Raw genomic sequence first — 20,724 nt, 5'->3', positions numbered from 1 at the left:
TACCGCCGACCACGACCGGTAACCTGGCGGGGTGACAGGCTCGGAAGAACCCCCATCGTTCCGGCTCGCCTATGTTCCTGGTGTGACGCCGAGCAAGTGGGTGCGGATCTGGAGCGAGCGGCTGCCCGACGTCCCCCTGACCCTCGACGCGGTCTCCGCCGCCGAGGCGCCCGCTGTGCTGCGCGGCCGGGGTGCGGACGCGGGTTTCGTACGGCTTCCGGTCGACCGTACGGATCTGAGCGCGATCCCCCTCTACACCGAGACGACGGTCGTCGTGGTCCCCAAGGACCATCTGTTCACGGCCGTCGAGGAGGTGTCCGCCGAGGAACTGGCCGACGACATCGTGCTGCACCCCCTCGACGACACCCTGGACTGGGAGCGCCCGCCGGGCCTGCCCGCTTTTGAGCGCCCCGCCACCACCGAGGACGCCGTCGAGCTGGTGGCGGCCGGGGTGGGTCTGCTGGTCGTGCCGCTGTCGCTGGCCCGGCTGTACCACCGCAAGGACCTCACCTACCGGACGATCACGGGCGTTCCCGAGTCGCGCGTCGCGCTGGCGTGGCCGCAGGAGGAGACCACCCCGGACCTGGTCGAGGAGTTCATCGGGATCGTCCGCGGCCGCACCGTGAACAGCACCCGCGGCCGTACGCCGACCCCGCCCCAGCCGAAGCAGAAGCGCGCCGACAAGAGTGGCGCCAAGGGCAAGCCGACGGCGGGCAGGACGGCCGGAAAGACCGGTGGCAAGCCCGCCGGCAAGAACGCGCGCGGTGCCTCGGGAGCCGCGAAGAGCGGTGCCAAGCGGGGCAAGCCCCGCCGCCGCCCGTAACCCAGCGCGCCGCCCCTGTGCCTTCGGGCTCGCTCGCCCCCGCTCGCACGGCGGTCGTCCCGCATGGCCGTTCGGCGTATTTGGCAACCCCGCCCCCGGCTCAAGCGTGCGTAACAAGCCAGAAGTTACCTCCAGGTATCTAGTGACTTATCACGCGTGCGCCAGTAGAACCTGTTCTCACTCCATCGAGAGTGAGGAATGTCACATGAGTGACACCACCATGCAACATTCGGGTTCCCAGGGTGTATCGCGGCGAAGATTCATCGCTGGAACAGGTTCTCTTCTAAGTGCGGCGGCGCTTGTCGGCCACGGCTCGTTGGCCCACGCGGGAACAGTCGCCAAGGTCGCCTCCATCGGCGACGGAGCCCATGTTCCGGTTCTCGTGATCGGCACCGGATACGGCGGCGCGGTCGCGGCCCTGAGGCTGGCCCAGGCCAGCGTCGACGTACAGATGGTCGAGATGGGCATGGCCTGGGACACCCCCGGCTCGGACGGCAAGATCTTCTGCAACACGACCTCGCCGGACTACCGCTCGTACTGGCTGCGCACCAAGACCAAGCAGCCGCTGAGCAACTTCTTCGGCATCCCGATCGACCGGGACATCCCCCGCTACACCGGGATCCTGGACGCCGAGGACTTCAGCGGCATCACCGTCTACCAGGGCCGCGGTGTCGGCGGCGGTTCACTGGTCAACGGCGGCATGGCGGTCACGCCCAAGCGCGAGAACTTCGGTGCCATCCTCCCGTCGGTCAACCCCGACGAGATGTACAACACCTACTATCCGCGCGCGAACGCGGGGCTCGGCTCGGGGCTCATCGACCCCGCCTGGTTCGACACCGTGGACTGCTACCAGTTCGCCCGGGTCGGCCGCAAGCAGGCCCAGCGCTCCGGCTTCCCCTTCCAGTTCGTGCCCGATGTGTACGACTGGGACTACATGAAGCAGGAGTCGGCCGGAACCGTCCCCAAGTCGGCTGTAGCGGGCGAGATCCTCTACGGCAACAACTACGGCAAGAAATCGCTCCAGAAGACCTATCTGGCGCAGGCGAAGTCGACCGGCAGGGTCACCATCTCCCCGCTGCACAGGGTCACTTCGGTCTCCCCGGCCGCCGGAGGCCGCTATACGGTCGTCATCGAGCAGCTCAACACCACCGGCGATGTCACGGCCACCAAGAGCGTCGTCTCGGACCGGGTGTTCTTCGCGGCCGGCAGCGTCGGCACCAGCAAGCTCCTGGTCAAGCTGAAGGCCACCGGCGCGCTGCCCAGGCTCAATGGCGAGATCGGGCGGGGCTGGGGCGACAACGGCAACGTCATGTGCGGGCGGGCCAACTACATGTGGGACCCGACCGGCAAGATCCAGGCGTCCATCCCGTGCGGCGGCATCGACAACTGGAACGCCGGAGGCGCGTTCGCCGAAGTCGCGCCGCTGCCCACCGGGATCGAGACCTACGCCTCGTTCTATCTGTCGATCACCAAGAACCCCAACCGCGGCACGTTCTCCTGGAACCCCGTGGCGGGGAGGGTCGACCTGGACTGGCAGACCGCGTGGAAGCAGGCGTCCATCGACATGGCCAAGACGATCTTCGACAAGATCAACGCCACCGAGGGGACGATCTACCGCACCGATCTGTTCGGCGCCTACAAGATCTGGAACGACACCCTCACCTACCACCCGCTGGGCGGCGCGGTACTGAACAGGGCGACCGACAACTACGGCCGCCTGCAAGGGTATCCGGGCCTGTACGTCATCGACGGCTCGCTGATCCCGGGCAACACCAGCGTCAATCCGTTCGTCACCATCACGGCGCTCGCCGAACGGAACATCGAGAAAATCATCGCCGTCGATCTCACGTGACGGGCCGAACGCGGGGCCGCCCGGGACGCCGGGCGGCCCCGTTTCAGTGCGTCGGCAGCACGCACACGGAGTCGAGGCCGAGGACGTGGTTGAGCCGCCCGAACGCCAGCCACGAGCCGATGCTCATGCTCAGCTCCACGATCTCCACCTGGCTGTAGTGCGCGGTCATCCGCGTCCAGAACTCCTCGTCGAGCCCGTGATGATCCACGGCGTACCGCTCGGCGTACTCGGCGGCCAGCCGGGTGCGGTCGTCGAAGGCGTCGGTGGTGCGCCACTGGGTGACCGCTTCCGCGAAGGTGTCCTCGACCTTCTCGCCGTCCCGGTCGGTGCGCCAGTCCAGACAGAACTGGCAGCCGTTGATCTGCGCGATCCGCAGCCGCGCCGCCTCGAACTCCCGCAGTCCCAAGGTGGTATGGGCATAGACCGAGAGCGAGAAGTTCGCGGCGGCCATGCCGATGCCGGGGACCATGTCGCCCCAGACGTAGCCGATGGGCTCCTGGCCCTCGGGGATGTCGATCCTCATCGCTTCTTCCTTCCGAGCCTGCCGACTGCCGGGCGCAGCGGGACGTCGAGCGCGTCGTAGAGGCCGGGCTCCGCCGCCACCAGCCAGTCGATGGCGTTCACCAGACGGCCGACCGCCGTGGCGTTGCCACCGGCCGAGCGGTTCTCCCCCTCGTCGGTCGCCTCGACGGTGACCTCGATGCGCGGGCTCCCCTCGATGACGACGCGGTGCGCTCCGTCACCGCCGTCGGGCGGCACCGGCCAGTCCGGGGCGCAGGAGGGGTGGATACGGGTGACGTGCTCGATGACGATGCGCGGTTCGCCCTCGACGATGCCCTGCACCTCGAACCGCACCGCGCCCTGGGTGCCCGCCTCGAAGGTGCCCATCGTCCGGGTGCTCACCGTGGTGTCGAGCGCACGGCGGTCCGTGGTCTCGCGGATCTCGTCGAGCTCGACATCCAGCGCCCGTGCCATCAGGCGCAGTTGTCCGCCCCACACCATGGTCGGGATGGACGGGGCGAGCATGAGGGGCTCGTACTCCATCGGCTGTCCCATGCCGACCAGGTGGCGCACCGACTCCTCCTGTTCATAGGTGGAGTAGTCGAAGATCTCCTGGCAGCGGATCGCGTCCACCGTGGTGGCGAGCCCGCTGATGAGCAGCGGCAGCACGTCGTTGCCCCAGCCGGGGTCGACGCCGGAGACGAACAGCGACCCCCCGCCCTCCGCGACGGCGGCCAGCACCGGGTCCCGGAACTCGGGCGGGGCGCCGCGGTGGTCGTAGAGCGGATAGAGCGCGGGGGTGACCACCACGGCCCCGGCGCGGATCGCACGGGTGATGTCCGCGAGGGCCTCGTCCGGCCGGGTGTCACCGGAGGCCGCGTACACCACGGCCCGGGGTCCGGCGGCGAGGACGGCCGCGATGTCGTCCGTCGCGGCTACGCCCAACTCGCCGTCCAGACCGGCTAGTTGGGCGGCGTCACGGCCGACCTTGGCGGGGTTGTGGACGAGTACCGCCGAGAGTTCCAGTACGGGATGGGCCTCGACGGCACGTATCGCCGCACGCCCGACATTGCCGGTGCCCCACACAACCGTGGAAATCATGCGCGGAGAGTAGCGAGACGGACCTGAGGTTCCTAGAGCCGTGGCCGGAAAAGATGCGGCACTTCGGCCGCGCCGCTACTGGCGTACGGTCCAGTGGTCGTCCGCGCCGGCTTCGACGAACTTCAGCGCCGGGCACAGGAAGTCGCGCCCGGAGGGGTTGTCGTCGGTCCAGGGCGAGTCGGACGGACTCGCCGGCTTCCAGGCGCCGTTGTGGCGCAGCTGTATGGCGCTGCTGTCGAAGACGGTGTCGCGCGCCTCGGAGCAGTAGTAGCCCGTCCCGGTGGAGGGGTTCACACTCGCGTAGATCTCGAACATGTCCCAGCCGTGGGCGAGTCCGCTCTGGTCCCGGCCGGACTGGCGGTAGAGCAACTCCCATTGCGCCGAGCGGTAGTTGTAGAGGTACGACGACCAGGTGTTGCGGGAGGCGTTGTCCCGCACCAGCTGCACGCTGTAGGCGAGTTCGCGCCCGGCGGGCTGGGCGTACTTCGCCTTGAAGTCCGCGTCGACGGTGACCGTCTTGGCCGGGCCGCCCGCGCCGCACCAGTCCCAGGCCCATATCTCGTTGCCGCTGTTCCAGTAGGCGGTGACCACCTCCATGCAGGAGTTCTGCGCCTTGGTGGTGGGGGCGTAGGTGAAGTTGTCGGCGTCGCTCACCCGGTAGGCCGGGTCGACGGTGTGGGTCGCGGTGATGCCGTCGTGGGTGCCGGGCTGGGGGAAGACGCCCCACCAGTCGTGCGTCGGTTCGGCGCGCTCGGCGCGGAAGGCGGTGTCGCGGCCCTTCTTCAGCGCGGCCACGGCTCGGTCCCGCGCCGGGTCGTGGCCCGGTGTGCGGGCCGAGGCGACCGTGCCGCGGTGGGGGGCGTTCGGGGAGGGCGCGAGAGTGCGGTGGGCGGCGGCGGGCTGGGCGCCGTGCGTCGATGCGAGGCCCGCGACCGCGGTGAGCAGGGCTGCGGCCAGGGCGGATCTGCGTCGGTTCATGGTGGCTCCTCCAGGACCGTGCGTCAGGGATGTGACGAGGGTGGGGGGTGGAGCGCGGCTCCCGGGGCGCCTGGGTGGGGCGGGGGAGGGAGCCGGATGAGCGACTAGTAATGTCCATGTCATTGACAGGGGTGTCAATAGCCACGGAACGTCACCGGCGCCCCAACGGGCGCTTTCCGGCCGCCGGTTGAAGAACCGCCCGCAGAAGGGCCGCCCGTCTAAGAACCGCCGGGCAGCCCGGTGCGGGCCGCCCGGCGGATCAGGCCCGATGGCCCCCGGGGGCCGGGGAGGTGCGGACCTGGGTCAGATGGGCGAAGACGACGAGGTTGCTCTCGTAGCCGGTCTTCGGGCTGAACCGGCCGCCACAGGTGATCACCCGCAGCTCCGGCCTGCCGGTCGGGCCGTACACCTCCTGGTCCGGGAAGTGCGATTTCTCGTACGTCTTGACTTCGTCCACCGTGTACACGGCGATCCGGCCGTCCGCGCGGCGGGCCTCCACCATGCGGCCCGGGCGCAGCGACCTGAGGGCCGCGAAGACGGCCGGACCGGTCCTGGTGTCCCGGTGCCCGACCGCGATGGCCGTCCCCAACTCGCCCGGGGACGGCCCCCCTTGGTACCAGCCCACCACCTTGGGATTGTCCACGGGCGGGGTGGTGAGGTGCCGTTGAGCGTCCAGACCCAGCGGGACGACCGGTGCCTCGATGCCGAGGTGCGGCACCGCGAGCGCGACCGCCGGGGACGGCGGCAGCGGCCGCGGCGCCACCGGCCGTGGCGACGCGGCGCCCCGGCTGTCGCCGCCGGACGCCACGGCCGTCGCGATGTCGCCGTGGCCGGCGGTCGCCGGCGGGGCGGATTCGTCGTCCTGCGCCCACCAGACGCCGCCGACCACCAGGGACAGGGTCAGGGCCGCGGTCCGCGTCAGGCGGTAGGCGCGCGTCCGGCGACGGGCGATGGGGGCGCGCCTACGATGCGCCATCGGTGCGGCGGCGGAGTCGGCGGATGTAGAGCACCCCGGCGACCGCGACGAGGCCGACGCCCGCCACCGCCCCCGCCTGCGGGATGCCCGGAGTCTCGGCGAGACCGCCGCCGCCCGCGGGCACCCCGCCCCGTGGCGGACCGCCGGCACCGACGGGGGAGGCCACCTTGCAGTCGACCTGGAACACCTTCTGCTTGCCGGCGCCCTTGCCGCCGACGATGTTCCAGACGAGCTTGTACTGCCCGTCGGGCAGCGTCAGCGGGGCGCTGTGTCCGGTGCCGGCGGTGAGCTGGAGGGTGCCCGAGAGCTGGGCGACGCCGGCCTTGGCGGGCTGGGGCTCGATCTGCCAGGTGACGCCCTGGACGGTGTCGAAGTTGAACCCGTCGAGGTAGAAGCCGCAGACCTTCGAGACGTTGCGCTGGTCGTTGAACGGCGTCCCCAGGGCGTGGATCTTGACGTCGCCGTTGTCGCCCGGGGCGGCGAGCGCCTGGGGCGCGCCCGACAGGACGGTTCCCGCGAGGGTGAGGGCCGCGACGGTGGCGATCCGCGTACGCGGACGGGCGAGGGTGTGGAGCGTGGGGGCAGGCATGTCTGTTCCTCTGGTTCGGAAGATTGTCATACAAACCGGGCTCTGTCTGACTCTCTTTCACGTCCGTGGAGCGCCGTGTTCGCGCCTCGCCGCGACAGGCGCCGGATATCACCCGTCCGCCCCAACGCGGCAGGGCGGGGCGCGCGGCGCGGGCCCCGGCGCACCACCGGCGCGGGCGCCCCGTGCTCCCGTCCGTGCCCGTTCGGCGAGAAATGTCCTGATGGCGGGCCGGGCGCGGCGAAAGACTGGGCGGTGTTCCCGCGGGTCCGGCCCCGGCGGCGCGACCGTCGAGCCCCGGCTTCCCCGCGCCCACGCGGTCCTGGACGGCCGGCCCCACAGCGGCGGCCGCACCGGATCGCCGACGAGAAACAGGAGTTGCTCCCATGCCTCGTATCCGCTCGTTCGCCGTCGCTTCCGTGGCCCTGGTCGCCGCGCTCGGCGTCGTACCCACCGCGACCGCGGCACCCGCGGCGCCCGCCCGCGCGGCGGCCTACAACTGCTCGCCCGGCTACTTCTGCATCTACAGCGACTGGAACGGCGGGGGAACCCGCTGCCAGTGGTCCCAGGAGAGGCTGGCCAACACCGCGGACAACTGCTCCTTCATCCAGCGGGGCCAGAACGTACGCTCCGTATGGAACAAGACGAATCACCGCGTCCAGTACTACACGGGGACCAACTACAACCACCGCGTCGGTTCCACGCCGTCCGGCCAGGGCGGCAACCTCCAGGGCAGCTACCAGATCCGCTCCTTCAAGCCCCAGTAGGGCGAGTTCGCGGCGGAGTGACATCCGCCCGGACCGGTGGCGCGGGGCCATTGCCCGCTGAACGCCCCTGTGGTTAGCCTGTGTTCGTCATTCCGGGCAGTGACCGGAGTTTCGAACGAGGAGGGTGGGTGGCGGGCATGGGCCGACTGGTTCCCGCGGTGACCAGGGCGCTGGACGTCCTCGAACTCTTCCTGGAGAGCGAGGGCAGCCTCTCCGCGCCCGATGTCACCCGACGTCTCCAACTGCCCCGCACCACGGTCCACGAGCTGCTCACCACCCTGGCCGCGCGCTCGTATCTGGCGCCGGAGCCCGGGCAGCCGGGACGCTACCGGCTCGGTGTCCGCACCTATCAGCTCGGCAGCCGCTACGCCGAGCAGCTCGACCTCGCGGCCGAGGGGCAGCAGGTGGCCCGTGAGGTCGCGGAGACCTGCGACGAGACCGTCCATGTCGCGATCCTGGAGGACACCGACGTCATCTACATCGCGAAGGTCGACTCCACGCACGCCGTCCGCATGGTCTCGGCCGCCGGCCGACGGCTGCCCGCGCACTGCACCTCCGTCGGCAAGATGCTGCTCGCGGCGCTGCCGGAGGCCGAGCTCGACGCCCGCCTCGAAGGCCGCGAGCTCCTCGCCATGACCCCCGACAGCATCACCGATCCCGCCGCCCTGCGCGCCGCGCTCGGCGAGATCCGGGCCCGCGGCACCGCGGTCGAGCACCGCGAGTCCAATCCGGACGTGAGCTGTGTCGCGGCACCCGTCAGGGACGGCACGGGCCGGGTCGTCGCCGCGCTCTCCATCTCCGTACCCATGATCCGGTGGAGCGGCGAGCGCGAGGCCGAGCTGGCCGAACTCGCCCAGAAGGGCGCGGGCGACCTCTCCGTGCGGCTCGGCCACCGAGGTGCGTGGTGAGGTACGAACTCGCGGTACGGGAGGGGGCCGAACTCGGCGAGGGCCCGACCTGGGACGCGGCTGCCGCGCGGCTGATCTGGGTCGACATCCTCGCCTCACGGATCCACACCTACGATCCGGCGACCGGGCGCCGTACCGTCCTGGCCACCGAGCAACACGTCGGCGCGGCCAAACCGAGGGCCGGGGGCGGTCTGGTGGTCAACCTCCGGGACGGCGTCGCGCTGTACGACCCCGAACACCACGGCGAGGACGGCCCCGGCGACGGGTTCCGCTGGCTGCTGCGCGACCCCGTGGCCGGACGGCGCGCCAACGACGCGGCCGTCGCTCCCGACGGATCGCTGTGGGCCGGGACGATGCGGTACGACGAGGCACCCGGCGGCGGCACCCTGACGCGGGTCGCCCCGGACGGCACCGCGACCTTGGTCCTCGGCGAGGTGAGCGTCAGCAACGGCATCGGCTGGAGCCCCGACGGGCGCCTCATGTACTACGTCGACAGCCCGACCCGGACCGTCTCGGTCTTCGACTTCGACGGCCAACTCGCCCACAACCGGATGGAGTTCGTGCAACTGGAGGACGGCGCCGGATACCCCGACGGACTCACCGTGGACGCCGAGGGCGGGGTCTGGGTCGCGCTGTGGGACGGCGCGGCCGTGCGCCGGTACGCGCCCGACGGCACCCTGGACCAGATCGTGGAGCTGCCCGTGCGGCGCCCCACCGCCTGCGCCTTCGGCGGCCTGGGGCTCACCGACCTCTACATCACCTCCGCCCGCGTCGGGCAGGCCGCGCCGCACCCCCTGTCCGGCTCGGTGCTCGTCGTCCCGGGCGCCGGTCGCGGAGTGCCGGGCCACGCCTTCGCGGGCTGAACGCACACCAAATGCCCTGTGAAACCCGTCAGTTGCGGGTCACAGGGCGTCTGGGGCGGTGTGGGTGATCAGCGGGTCGTGAAGGAGTGGATCGTCGACGTGCGGTACGTCGTCCCCGGGCGCAGCACCGTGGACGGGAACGCGGGGTGGTTGGGGGAGTCCGGGAAGTGCTGGGTCTCCAGGGCGACCGCGTCACCCTGGCGGTAGGTGCGCCCGGAGCTGCCCACCAGGGTGGCGTCCAGGAAATTGCCGCTGTAGAACTGAAGACCCGGCTCGGTGGTGTGCATCCGCATCACACGCCCGGACGACGGGTCGGCCAGCGTGAGCGCGTAGCCCGGGGTGGCCGTGATCCCCTTGTCCAGGACCCAGTTGTGGTCGTATCCCTTGGCGCGGACCAACTGCTCGCCGCCGGCCCGGATGTCGCGGCCGATCGGCTTGGCCCGCCGGAAGTCGAAGGGCGTGCCCCCCACCCGGGACAGCTCGCCGGTCGGGATGAGGCCGGCGTCGACGGGTGTGTAGCGGCCGGCGGCCAGCTCCAGGGTGTGGTCGTAGATGGTGCCGCTGCCCTCACCGGCCAGATTGAAGTAGGTGTGGCTGGTGAGGTTGACGATCGTCGGCCGGTCCGTCGTCGCCTCGTAGTCGATCCGCCAGGCGCCCCGCGCCGTCAGGGTGTAGGTGACGCGGACCTTCAGGGTGCCGGGATAGCCCATCTCGCCGTCCGGGGAGACCCTGCTCAGGACGAGCCCGGTCTCCGAACCGCGGGTGAACGGCTCGACCCGCCACATCCGCTTGTCGAAGCCCTGGGTGCCGCCGTGCAGGCTGTTCTCCCCGTCGTTGAGCGGGAGTTGGTAGGCGTGGCCGTCCAGGGTGAACCGGCCCGCCGCTATGCGGTTGCCGTATCTGCCGATCAGGCCGCCGAAGTACGGGCTCTTCGCGACATAGTCGGCGAGGTTGTCGAAGCCGAGCGAGACATTGGCCAAGCGCCCCTCGCGGTCGGGCAGTTCGAGGGAGTGGACGATGCCGCCGTACGACAGGACCTTCAGGCGGGTGCCGCCGTTGGCGACGGTCCACAGGTCGACCGCGGTGCCGTCGGCCAGGGTGCCGAAGTGCTGCTTCGACGGGGCGTGGCGGGACGCGGCCTGCGCGGGTGCGCCGGCGGTGCCGAGTGTCGTCGCGGCGAGGCCCGCCGCCGCGCCGGCCGCCAGGACCGTACGTCTGCTGGTGTTCATGGAGCGACTCCTTCGAAGAGGGGAGAACCCGAGGGGCTCACGAACCGACCTTGCGTTTGTTGTAGACGTCGAAGCCGACCGCGGCGAGCAGCACGAGCCCCTTGATGACCTGCTGGTAGTCCGTGCCGATGCCCACCAGGGACATGCCGTTGTTGAGGACGCCGAGCACGAGCCCGCCGATGATGGCGCCGAACACCGTGCCCACGCCGCCGCTCATCGAGGCACCACCGATGAACGAGGCGGCGATGGCCTCCAGTTCGAAGTTGACGCCCGCGTTGGGCGTTCCGGCGTTCAGACGGGCCGCGAAGACGACTCCGGCCAGGGCCGCGAGCACCCCCATGGTGACGAAGACCCAGAACGTGACCCGCTTGTCCTTGACGCCGGAGAGCTTCGCGGCCGCCTGGTTGCCGCCGAGCGCGTACACATGGCGCCCGACGACCGCGTTGCGCATCACGAAGCCCAGGCCGATGAGCAGTGCCGCGAGCAGCAGCAGCACCACCGGGACGCCCCGGTAGCTGGCCAGCGTCATGGTGAAGGCGAGGACGGCGGCGACCATCGCCACACACTTGGCGAGGAACAGGCCGCGGGGCAGCACATCGAGCTCGTACTCCCGCTGGCGCCGCCGCGAGCGCGCCTCCTGGACCAGGACCACGGCGATCAGGGCGAGCCCCAACAGCAGCGTCGGATTGTGGTAGTTGGTGTTCGGGCCGAACGCGGGAAGATAGCCCGTGGAGATCTTCTGGAAGCCCTCGGGGAACGGGCCGAGCGAGCGCGAGCCGAGCAGGATCTGGGTGCCGCCGCGGAACAACAGCATCCCGGCCAGCGTGACGATGAACGACGGTATACCGACGTAGGCGATCCAGAATCCCTGCCAGGCGCCCGCGACCGCCCCGATGGCGAGCGCCACCACCAGGGCGAGCACCCAGGGCACATGGTGCTCGACCATCATCACGGCACACGCCGCCGACACGAAGGCCGCGAGCGACCCGACGGACAGGTCGATGTGGCCCGCGATGATGACGATCATCATGCCGATGGCGAGGACCAGGATGTAGCTGTTCTGCAGCACCAGGTTGGTGACGTTGTTCGGCTTGAGCAGCACCCCGCCGGTCCAGATCTGGAACAGCACGACGATCAGGCCGAGCGCGACGAGCATGCCGTACTGGCGCATGTTGCGGCGCGCCGCGCCGAGCAGCAGCGCGGTGGGCGCCTGGCGCGGCGAGCTGGGCGCCGAGGGGGCGCTCCTGGGGGTGTCGGTGGTGACCGGAGCCATGGCGACTACCTCTTGTTCGTGGTCATGTGGCGCATCAGCACTTCTTGCGTCGCCTCGGCCCGCGAGACCTCACCGGTGAGCCGGCCGGCCGCCATCGTGTAGATGCGGTCGCACATGCCGAGCAGTTCGGGGAGTTCCGAGGAGATGAAGACGACCGCCTTGCCTTGGGCCGCGAGCTGGTCGATGACGGTGTAGATCTCGTACTTGGCACCCACGTCGATGCCGCGGGTCGGCTCGTCGAGGATCAGCACATCGGGACCCGCGAAGATCCACTTGCTGAGCACGACCTTCTGCTGGTTGCCGCCGGACAGCCGTCCGACCTGCTCGAAGACCGTGGGTGTCTTGATGTTCATGGAGCGGCGGTACGACTCGGCGACCCGCCGCTCCTCGTGCTCGTCGACCACCCCGCGCCGCGACACCTTGCCGAGCGCGGCCGTGGTGATGTTCCGGGCGATGCTGTCGATGAGGTTGAGGCCGTACTGCTTGCGGTCCTCGGTGACATACGCGATGCCGTGGCCCACCGCCTCGGGCACGGTCCGGGTCCGGATCTCCTGGCCGTCCTTGCGGACGGACCCGCTGATGTTCCGCCCGTAGGAGCGGCCGAACAGGCTCATCGCGAGTTCGGTGCGTCCGGCGCCCATCAGACCGGCGATCCCCACGATCTCGCCCCGCCGTACCTGGAAGGAGACGTCGTCGACGACCTTGCGCTGCTGGTCGATGGGGTGGTGCACGGTCCAGCCGTGGACCTCCAGGGCAGGGTGTGCGCCCGGGACGCCGGGGTGGGGCGTGCGGTCGGGGAAGCGGTGGTCGAGGTCGCGGCCCACCATGGCGCGGATGATGCGGTCCTCGGTCGTCGCCGGGTCCCGCACATCGAGGGTCTCGATGGTGCGGCCGTCACGGATCACCGTGACGGAGTCGGCGACCGCCGCGATCTCGTTCAGCTTGTGCGAGATGACGATCGAGGTGATGCCCTGCTCCTTCAACTCCAGGATCAGGTCCAGGAGATGGGCGCTGTCGTCGTCGTTGAGCGCGGCCGTCGGCTCGTCCAGGATGAGCAGCTTCACCTCCTTGGACAGGGCCTTGGCGATCTCCACCAGCTGCTGCTTGCCGACCCCGATGTCCGCGACCCGGGTCCCCGGATGCTCGCTCAGACCCACCCGCTTCAGGAGCCGGGCGGCGTGCAGAAGCGTCTCGTGCCAGCTGATGACACCCCGGGTGGCGTGCTCGTTGCCGAGGAAGATGTTCTCGGCGATCGACAGATACGGCACCAGGGCGAGCTCCTGGTGGATGATGACGATGCCGCGCGCCTCGCTCGCCCGGATGTCCTTGAAGACACAGGGCTCGCCCTGGAACAGGACCTCGCCCTCGTAACTCCCGTGCGGATGAACGCCGCTGAGGACCTTCATCAGGGTGGACTTGCCCGCGCCGTTCTCACCGCAGATGGCGTGCACCTCGCCCGGCGCCACGGTGAGCGACACGTCGGACAGGGCGCGCACTCCGGGGAACGTCTTGACGATGGAGCGCATCTCCAGGACGGGCGCTCCCGGATCCGGCGCCGCGTGGAACCGGTCGCTCACTGGAGTTCACTCGCCTTGATGTAGCCCGAATCCACCAGTACGGAGCGGTAGTTGGACTTGTCGACGCTCACCGGGTCGAGCAGGAAGGACGGCACGACCTTCTTCTCGTTGTTGTAGGTCTTGACGTCGTTGACCTGGGGGGTCTTGTTGTTCAGCACGGCGTCGGCCATCTGCACGGCCTGCTTGGCGAGCGCCCGGGTGTCCTTGTAGACGGTCTGCGTCTGGTTTCCCGCGATGATCGACTTCACCGACGCCACCTCGGCGTCCTGGCCGGTCACCACGGGGTACGGCTTGGCCCCGGTCCCGTAACCGCCGGAGCGCAGCGCCGACAGGATGCCGATGGAGATGCCGTCGTAGGGCGAGAGCACCGCGTCCACGCGGGACGAGGAGTACGCCTTGGTCAGCAGGTCGTCCATGCGCTTCTGGGCGGTCGCGCCGTCCCAGCGCAGGGTGGTGACCTGGTTGAGGTTGGTCTGGCCGCTGCGGACCACCAGCTGCTTCTTGTCGAGGTAGGGCTGGAGGGTCTTGAGGGCGCCCTGGAAGAAGTACCGGGTGTTGTTGTCGTCGGGCGAGCCGGCGAACAGCTCGATATTGAACGGCCCCTTGGCGCCGCCGGTCTTCAGCCCCAACTTGTCGACGATGTAGGAGGCTTGGAGTACGCCGACCTTCTCGTTGTCGAACGAGGCGTAGTAGTCGACGTTCGGCGAGCCGAGGATGAGCCGGTCGTAGGCGATGACCTTGATGTGCTGGTCGGCGGCCTGCTTGAGGACGTCGCTCAGGGCCCGGCCGTCGATGGCGGCGACCACCAGGACGTCCACCCCCTTGGTGATCATGTTCTCGATCTGGGCGACCTGCTGGTCGACGTTGTCCTCGCCGTACTGGAGCTCGGTCTTGTAGCCGAGGTCCTGGAACTGCTTGACCATGTTGTTGCCGTCGTTGATCCACCGCTCGGACGACTTGGTCGGCATGGCGATGCCGATGGTCGAGCCCTTGCCGCCCTTCTTGGCGTCCTTGCTGCCGCCCTCACTGCTCTGCCCGCAGGCGGCGAGGGCGAGGGCGAGGGATCCTGCGACGAGGGCGAGTGCTGCTCTGCGGGTGCGGCGCATGGTCATCAGTCCTTGAGGGAGAAGCGGTTGAGGGGGCCGGGGAGGCGGGAGCCGAGCGGGGACATGCCGCCGTCGGCGTCGTGCCGGGCCAGCAGATCCAGCACGAGACGGCCGCGCCGCACCCGTTCGCGCGCGGTGTCCAGGGCGACGTCCCGCAGGTGCGCGCCGTAGGGGTAGATCCCGGGGGCCCGGGACAGGCCGAACTTGAGGTAGAGCGGCGCGGCCCGGCGGATCAGCTCGGCCGCCTCGTACATCCGCACATAGCCGCCGAGGTCGTCCGGCGCCTCGATGTAGAGGTCCAGGGGAACGGCGGACACCCGCCGGATCTCGGTGAAGTGGGCCGACGTCAGATCGGAGGGCACATTGACGGAGTCCGCGCCGAGCCGCTCGTACACCGCGACGGAGGCCGGGTTGACGGGGCCGATCAGCGCCGAGACCTTGAAGGTGGTGTCCGCCGGCAGCAGGCCCTGTTCGCGCAGCCGGTGCAGTGTCCACAGCACGCCCTCGTCGGCCACGAGCAGGCAGCGCACGCCCAACTCCGTTGCCCGCAGGGCGTCTTCGACGCATCCCGCGAGCGCGTCATGGCCCCGGGCGCGCAGCCCCGCACCGCCCGAGGTGCTTCGGGTGGAACCGCCGGTGTCCCAGGTGCCGCGCGGTCCGGTGAACAGGCAGAGCTCGATCGCGTGGGCCGCGCACGCCTCGGCCATTTCGGTGATCTCGGCGTCGGACAGCATCCAGACGCCGCTGCCCTGGCTGACGCGGTGCACCGGTACGTCCAGGCGCGCGGACTCCGCGAGGACGACGGAGAGCGCTTCGGGCCCCTCGACCGAGGGGACCTCGGTGCGCCAGGTGCCGCAGTCGGGGAAGGCGTGGGGGGAGGAGTCGGCGGGGTCCTCGGCGGGCGCGGCCAGGCCGAGCCCCGACAGGGCCCGCTCGCCGGGACGGCGTGGCGCCGAGGGTGCGCGGAAGGGGGCTGAGGTTTCGGTCACAGGCGGGGTTCCTTGCGTGAGCTGGTCTTCGTGACGTTCGATATCTCGAACGAAGTTCGGGTCATTGGGTACGGGACGGGCGTGAACCGGTGATTCGGCGGCGGTGGGCGGGCCATGGGGTGTGGCCCCATGGGGCGGTGGCACATGGGGCCGCGCCACATGACTTGGGGGCGAAGGCCGTGGCCTACGGCCGCAGCAGGACCTTTCCGGTCGTGGGGTCGCCGCCGCCGACCAGGGCGAGCGCGTCGGCGTACCGCTCCAGGGGGAACTCATGGGTGACCAGCGCTGCCGGATCGATCCGGCCGGTGGCATACGCCCGCACGGCGAACGACCACGCGGCCGAGGAGGCGCCGAAGACGCTGCGGACGGTGAGCTGGTTCAGCGAGAGGTGGACCGGGTCGATGCCGGTCGCACCCGGGGCGAACATGCCCGTCAGGACGACCCGGCCCCCGCGCCGGGCGAGCAGGGTCGCGTCGGCGGCCGTGGAGGGCGCCCCGGCCGTCTCGATCACGAGGTCGAAGCGGCCGCGCTCCGCGTGGGACGCCTCGGGGGTGAGGGACTGGGTGGCCCCCATCGGGCGGGCCAGCTCGGCCCGTTCGAGCCGGGGGTCGATCACCGTCAGCTCGCGGGGCGAGTAGCCCGAGACGAGCTGGACGGCGAGCAGCCCCAGGGTGCCCGCACCCACCACGGCGATCCGCTCACCCATCTCGGGAGCGCCGGCCCGCACGGCGGCGGCGACCACGGCGGCCGGTTCGAGCAGGGCCGCGGCACGCGGATCAGCGTCGTCGGCCAGCGGGTGCAGCAGTCGGGCCGGGACCACCACATGGTCGGCGAAGCCACCGGGATGCGTGAACCCGGTCTCGGCGTACGGGCCTTCGCACAGGGAGGTCTCGCCGTGCCGGCACCGATCGCACCGGCCGCAGGCGCGGAAGCCCTCGGCGACGGTCCGGCGCCCGACGAGCGTGGGGTCCACGCCCGGCCCGGCCGCCTCGACCGTCCCGGCCCACTCGTGGCCGGGTGTCAGCGGGTAGCGGACATAGCCCCGGTCGCGATGGCCGTCGTACACCTCGCGGTCGCTCAGGCAGATGCCCGCGGCGGCCACCCGCACGACCACCTCGCCAGGGCCCGGCTCCGGGCGCTCCCCGGTGACCAGGCGGTGGCTGCCCGGTGCGTCGACGACGATCGCGCGGCTGTTCATCCCCGGGTCCTGGAGGGGTCGCGCTTCTCCCAGCCTTCCGCCCACAGGTCGAACCGGGCCTGCTGCTGCGGGAATTCGGCCGCTGCGTCCACGTCGAGCTCGACGCCGAGGCCGGGTGCGTCCGAGAGCTCGAAGTAGCCGTCCACCACCTGCGGGGCGCCCTTGACGACCTTCTTGATGTCGGCGTCCGCGAAGTCGTTGAAGTGCTCCAAGATCTTGAAGTTCGGTGTGCAGCCCGCCACTTGGAGGGAGGCGGCGGTGAGCACCGAGCCGCCCACGTTGTGCGGAGCGATCAGGGTGTAGTGGGTCTCGGCGGTCGCGGCGAGCTTCCTGGTCTCCAGGATGCCGCCGATGTGGCCCACGTCCGGCTGGATGATGTCGACGGCCCCCGACTCGAACAGTTCGCGGAACTCGATCCGGTCGTGGATGCGTTCACCGGTCGCGACCGGGATGTCGACCTTGGACGCGACCTTCGAGAGGGCCTTGAGGTTCTCCGGCGGTACCGGCTCCTCCAGCCACGCCGGGTCGAACGGGGCGAGCTCGTGGGCAAGGCGGACGGCGGTGGCCGGCGAGAAGCGGCCGTGCATCTCCAGCATCAGCTCGGTGTCCGGGCCGATCGCGTCCCGCACCGCCTCGATCAACGAGACGGCGTACAGGGACTGTTGCCGGTCGAGCTCGAAGTGGCCGGTGCCGAACGGGTCGATCTTCAGCGCCCGGTAGCCGCGCTCGACGACCGCGCGGGCCGCCTTGTGGTAGGCCTCCGGGGTGCGCTCGGTGGTGTACCAGCCGTTGGCGTACGCCTTGACGCGGTCGGTCACCCGGCCGCCGAGCAGCTGCCACACCGGGACGCCGAGGGCCTTGCCCTTGATGTCCCAACAGGCCATCTCCACCACCGCGATGCCCGACATCACGATCTCGCCGGCCCGGCCGTAGTCGCCGTACTTCATCCGCCGCACGAGGTCCTCGATCGCGAACGGGTCGGATCCGGCGATGTGGTTGCCCTCCGCCTCGCGGAGATAGCCCATCAGCGCGTCGGTGCGGCCGAGCATCCGGGTCTCGCCGACGCCGGTGAGGCCCTCGTCGGTGTGAACCTGGACGTAACTGAGGTTTCGCCAGGGGGTCCCGACGACGTGGGTGGTGATTCCCGTGATTCGCAAGGCAGTTGCTCCCGGGGCTGCTGTCCATGACGTTCGATATTTCGTCATGCGTTCGAAATTCTGGCGTGACGGTAATGACGTGCGGCCGGAGGTGTCAATGGGTCGCGCAGGAACGGTTTCCGGGTGATCCGTGGGTGTTGACGCCGAGGTGGGCGAGGGGGAATGCTCCCGTCGTCGAAATGCTGAACGTTGTCCGAAATCTCGAACCCCAGCGAGAGTTGAGGAGCACCCGCATGACACGACCCCTTCCCCACCCGGGCTCCGGCCCCAGCCGCAGAGCGATCGTGGCCGCGCTCGGCGCGCTGCCCCTGGCCGGTGCGGCCGGCCCCTCCTTCGCCGCCTCTCCCACCCGGGCCGCCGCGTCGGCGCTCCCCGCGCCCGTCGCCCACTGGTCCTTCGACGAGGGCGCCGGGACGACCGCCGCCGACACCTCGGGGCACGCGCACACCCTCACGCTCACCGAGGGAGCGAAGTGGGGCGCCGCCAAGTCCGGCGCGGCAGCCCTCGACGTCTCGGCGGGCGGCGGCGCCACGACGGCCGGCCCGGTGGTGGACACGACCAGGAGCTTCAGCGTCGCGGCATGGGTGCGGCTCACCGGGACCGCCGGATACCAGACCTTCGTGTCCGCCGACGGGGTCGCGGTGAGCGGGTTCTACCTCCAACTCCGGGACGACACAGGCGCGTTCGCGTTCACCCGCCTCGCCTCCGACGCGACCTCCGCGAACGGCTCGGCGGCCGTCGCCGGAGCCGCGTCGGCGCCCGTGGCCGGGGCCTGGTACCACCTGCTCGGCGTCGACGACACGGCGGCGGGCGTCGTCCGCCTCTATGTCAACGGCGTCCTGGAGGGCGAGGTGCCCTACGCCGGGGGCTGGCGCGCCACCGGCGCGACCGCCGTCGGCCGCGGCCTGTTCGGCGGCGCCCACGTCGACCAGGCCCACGCCCTCATCGACGACGTCCAGATCTTCGACACCGCTCTCACCGCCACCGACGCGGCGGCCCTGGCGGGCATACCCATCGACTCCGCCCAGCCCCTCCTGACCATCGACACCACCCGCCCCGGACCGCGGGTCAGCACCGAACTCGGCGGGATCTTCTTCGAGGACATCAACCACAGCGGCGAGGGCGGCCTGTACGCCGAACTGGTCAACAACCGCAGTTTCATGGCCGCGGCCACCCCGCTCCACTGGAGCGCCGTCGGCGCCGCCACCCTCGCCATCGACACGGCCCAGCCTCTCAACTCGGCCCTCACCCAGTCCCTGCGGGTGGCCGTCAAGCAGCCCGGCGACGGGGTGGCCAACGAGGGCTTCTGGGGCATCCCGGTCCGCCCGTCCACCACCTACCGGGCCTCCCTCTACGCCAAGTCCGGTGACGAAACCGGCCGGCTGACCGTGTCCCTCACCGGCACCGACGGCCGGGTGTACGCCACCGCGACCACGGGCCCCCTCACCGGTTCCTGGCGCAAACACGAACTCACCCTGCGCACCGGCCCCGGCGCCCCCACCACCGCCGACGCCCGCCTCACCGTCACCGCGCCCGCGCCCGGCACCCTCTGGCTGAGCCAGGTCTCCCTCTTCCCGCCCACCTACAAGGGCCGCGTCAACGGGCTGCGCGTCGACCTGATGGAGAAGCTCGCCGCGCTGCACCCGGCCTTCCTGCGCTTCCCCGGCGGCAACTACCTCGAAGGCAACGTCGTGGCGGACCGCTTCGACTGGAAGAAGACCATCGGCCCCGTCGAACAGCGCCCCGGGCACCACAACTCGGCCTGGGGCTACTGGTCCACGGACGGGCTCGGCCTGCCCGAATACCTCCAGATGACCGAGGACCTCGGGTGCATGCCGCTGCTGTGCGTCTACGCCGGATACTCCCTGGGGGGCGACCATGTGACCGGCGACGCGCTGCAACCCTTCGTGCGGGACGCCCTCGACCAGATCGAGTACATCACCGGGCCCACCACCTCGCCCTGGGGCGCCCGCCGTGCGGCCGACGGCCACCCCGCGCCGTATCCGCTGAAGTACGTGGAGATCGGCAACGAGGACTGGTTCGACCGGTCCGGTTCCTACGAGGAGCGCTACGCCGCCTTCCACGACGCGATCAAGGCCCGCTACCCCGCGCTGAAGCTGATCGCCACGACCCCGGTGGCATCACGCCCGTACGACTTGATCGACGAGCACTACTACCAGTCGGCCGCCGCCTTCCAGGCCGGCTCCCACAAGTACGACCAGCGCGACCGGACCAGCCCCAAGGTGTTCGTCGGGGAGTGGGCCGCGCAGGAGGGCCGCCCCACGCCCGACCTCAACGCCGCGCTCGGTGACGCCTCCTGGCTCGCGGGCCTCATCCGCAACTCCGATCAGGTCCTGATGGAGTCCTACGCCCCGCTGTTCAGCCACGTACGGGACAACACCTGGGCCACCAACCTCATCGCCTATGACGCACTCAGCAGCTACAACTCCCCGAGCTACTACGCTCAGCAACTCCTGCTGACACGGCGCGGCACCATCGTCCTGCCGACCGCGGTGCGCGCCCTGCCGGGGCTCAACGTCGTCACCACCCACGACCCGGGCGCCCGCCGCATCCACCTCGCGGTGGTCAACACGGGCGGCACGGCGCGGCGTACCGCCATCACCCTCCAGGGCGTCGCCCGCACCGAGGCCTCAGCGGCCGTGGTCGTGCTCGCGGGGGCGAGCCCCCAGGCCACCAACACGCTGACCGATCCGCTGGCGGTGCGCCCGCGCGGGGGCACCGTCAACGGCGTGGCACCCACCTTCACCGCCACCTTCGCCCCGTACTCGGTCACGGTCCTGGAGGTGCGCACCCTCTGACCGGAGCCCAACCCCATGGCT

The 20,724-nt window shown here is 70.6% G+C and carries 18 protein-coding genes; 6 read left to right on the top strand and 12 right to left on the bottom strand.

The window, feature by feature from the left end; all coding sequences use genetic code 11:
- The first annotated feature begins 31 nt into the window (after window positions 1-31).
- Window positions 32-823, top strand: coding sequence for a LysR family transcriptional regulator substrate-binding protein (locus tag N4G70_RS26070; protein ID WP_261715149.1), 792 nt, complete (start codon window positions 32-34; stop codon window positions 821-823).
- A gap of 205 nt (window positions 824-1,028) precedes the next feature.
- Entirely contained in the window at window positions 1,029-2,675 is a 1,647-nt protein-coding gene (locus N4G70_RS26065) for a GMC oxidoreductase (protein ID WP_261715148.1), read from the top strand.
- 43 nt (window positions 2,676-2,718) lie between these two features.
- Here the strand turns inward: N4G70_RS26065 and N4G70_RS26060 are convergent, their stop codons facing one another.
- From N4G70_RS26060 to N4G70_RS26040, 5 genes are all read right to left on the bottom strand, one after another.
- Complete coding sequence (locus N4G70_RS26060; RefSeq protein ID WP_261715147.1) at window positions 2,719-3,198, bottom strand: carboxymuconolactone decarboxylase family protein; 480 nt, start codon at window positions 3,196-3,198, stop codon at window positions 2,719-2,721.
- Window positions 3,195-4,277, bottom strand: a complete 1,083-nt coding sequence (locus N4G70_RS26055) for a dihydrodipicolinate reductase (protein ID WP_261715146.1) — start codon at window positions 4,275-4,277, stop codon at window positions 3,195-3,197. The genes N4G70_RS26060 and N4G70_RS26055 overlap by 4 nt, the downstream gene beginning before the upstream one ends.
- A gap of 75 nt (window positions 4,278-4,352) precedes the next feature.
- Complete coding sequence (locus tag N4G70_RS26050) at window positions 4,353-5,255, bottom strand: carbohydrate-binding protein (protein WP_261715145.1); 903 nt, start codon at window positions 5,253-5,255, stop codon at window positions 4,353-4,355.
- Between the two features lie 259 nt (window positions 5,256-5,514).
- Entirely contained in the window at window positions 5,515-6,231 is a 717-nt protein-coding gene (locus N4G70_RS26045; RefSeq protein ID WP_261715144.1) for a class F sortase, read from the bottom strand.
- On the bottom strand, window positions 6,218-6,820 hold the full coding sequence (locus N4G70_RS26040) for a hypothetical protein (protein WP_261715143.1): 603 nt from the start codon (window positions 6,818-6,820) through the stop codon (window positions 6,218-6,220). The genes N4G70_RS26045 and N4G70_RS26040 overlap by 14 nt, the downstream gene beginning before the upstream one ends.
- A 383-nt stretch (window positions 6,821-7,203) precedes the next feature.
- Here N4G70_RS26040 and N4G70_RS26035 point away from each other — a divergent pair, with 383 nt between their 5' ends.
- The 3 genes from N4G70_RS26035 (at window position 7,204) to N4G70_RS26025 (ending at window position 9,355) form a co-directional block, all read left to right on the top strand.
- Entirely contained in the window at window positions 7,204-7,584 is a 381-nt protein-coding gene (locus tag N4G70_RS26035) for a peptidase inhibitor family I36 protein (protein ID WP_261715142.1), read from the top strand.
- Between the two features lie 137 nt (window positions 7,585-7,721).
- Entirely contained in the window at window positions 7,722-8,492 is a 771-nt protein-coding gene (locus tag N4G70_RS26030; protein WP_261715141.1) for an IclR family transcriptional regulator, read from the top strand.
- Window positions 8,486-9,355: an SMP-30/gluconolactonase/LRE family protein gene (locus tag N4G70_RS26025; protein ID WP_261715140.1), complete on the top strand. Its 870-nt coding sequence runs from the start codon at window positions 8,486-8,488 to the stop codon at window positions 9,353-9,355. Before N4G70_RS26030 ends, N4G70_RS26025 begins: the two co-directional genes overlap by 7 nt.
- Before the next feature lie 68 nt (window positions 9,356-9,423).
- Here the strand turns inward: N4G70_RS26025 and N4G70_RS26020 are convergent, their stop codons facing one another.
- From N4G70_RS26020 to N4G70_RS25990, 7 genes are all read right to left on the bottom strand, one after another.
- Window positions 9,424-10,584, bottom strand: a complete 1,161-nt coding sequence (locus N4G70_RS26020; protein ID WP_261715139.1) for an aldose epimerase family protein — start codon at window positions 10,582-10,584, stop codon at window positions 9,424-9,426.
- Window positions 10,585-10,621: 37 nt separating this feature from the next.
- Window positions 10,622-11,857: a multiple monosaccharide ABC transporter permease gene (gene mmsB / locus N4G70_RS26015; protein WP_261715138.1), complete on the bottom strand. Its 1,236-nt coding sequence runs from the start codon at window positions 11,855-11,857 to the stop codon at window positions 10,622-10,624.
- 5 nt (window positions 11,858-11,862) lie between these two features.
- A complete protein-coding gene (mmsA, locus tag N4G70_RS26010; protein WP_261715249.1) occupies window positions 11,863-13,383 on the bottom strand; it encodes a multiple monosaccharide ABC transporter ATP-binding protein in 1,521 nt (506 codons plus the stop codon).
- A 47-nt stretch (window positions 13,384-13,430) separates the two neighbouring features.
- Window positions 13,431-14,546, bottom strand: a complete 1,116-nt coding sequence (chvE, locus tag N4G70_RS26005; protein ID WP_261715137.1) for a multiple monosaccharide ABC transporter substrate-binding protein — start codon at window positions 14,544-14,546, stop codon at window positions 13,431-13,433.
- On the bottom strand, window positions 14,546-15,529 hold the full coding sequence (locus N4G70_RS26000) for a hypothetical protein (protein WP_261715136.1): 984 nt from the start codon (window positions 15,527-15,529) through the stop codon (window positions 14,546-14,548). The genes chvE and N4G70_RS26000 overlap by 1 nt, the downstream gene beginning before the upstream one ends.
- A 184-nt stretch (window positions 15,530-15,713) precedes the next feature.
- The gene (locus N4G70_RS25995) at window positions 15,714-16,727 is read right to left on the bottom strand and encodes a zinc-binding dehydrogenase (RefSeq protein WP_261715135.1); all 1,014 of its coding nucleotides are present in this window, start codon (window positions 16,725-16,727) and stop codon (window positions 15,714-15,716) included.
- Window positions 16,724-17,884: a mandelate racemase/muconate lactonizing enzyme family protein gene (locus N4G70_RS25990; RefSeq protein ID WP_261715134.1), complete on the bottom strand. Its 1,161-nt coding sequence runs from the start codon at window positions 17,882-17,884 to the stop codon at window positions 16,724-16,726. The genes N4G70_RS25995 and N4G70_RS25990 overlap by 4 nt, the downstream gene beginning before the upstream one ends.
- A 233-nt stretch (window positions 17,885-18,117) precedes the next feature.
- On the opposite strand from N4G70_RS25990, the gene N4G70_RS25985 reads away from it, so the two are divergent.
- Window positions 18,118-20,703: a LamG-like jellyroll fold domain-containing protein gene (locus N4G70_RS25985; RefSeq protein ID WP_261715133.1), complete on the top strand. Its 2,586-nt coding sequence runs from the start codon at window positions 18,118-18,120 to the stop codon at window positions 20,701-20,703.
- Window positions 20,704-20,724: the final 21 nt, after the last annotated feature.

Source organism: Streptomyces sp. ASQP_92, from assembly GCF_025399895.1.
Lineage (GTDB): Bacteria > Actinomycetota > Actinomycetes > Streptomycetales > Streptomycetaceae > Streptomyces.
This window is presented reverse-complemented; position numbering and strand designations above follow the sequence as displayed.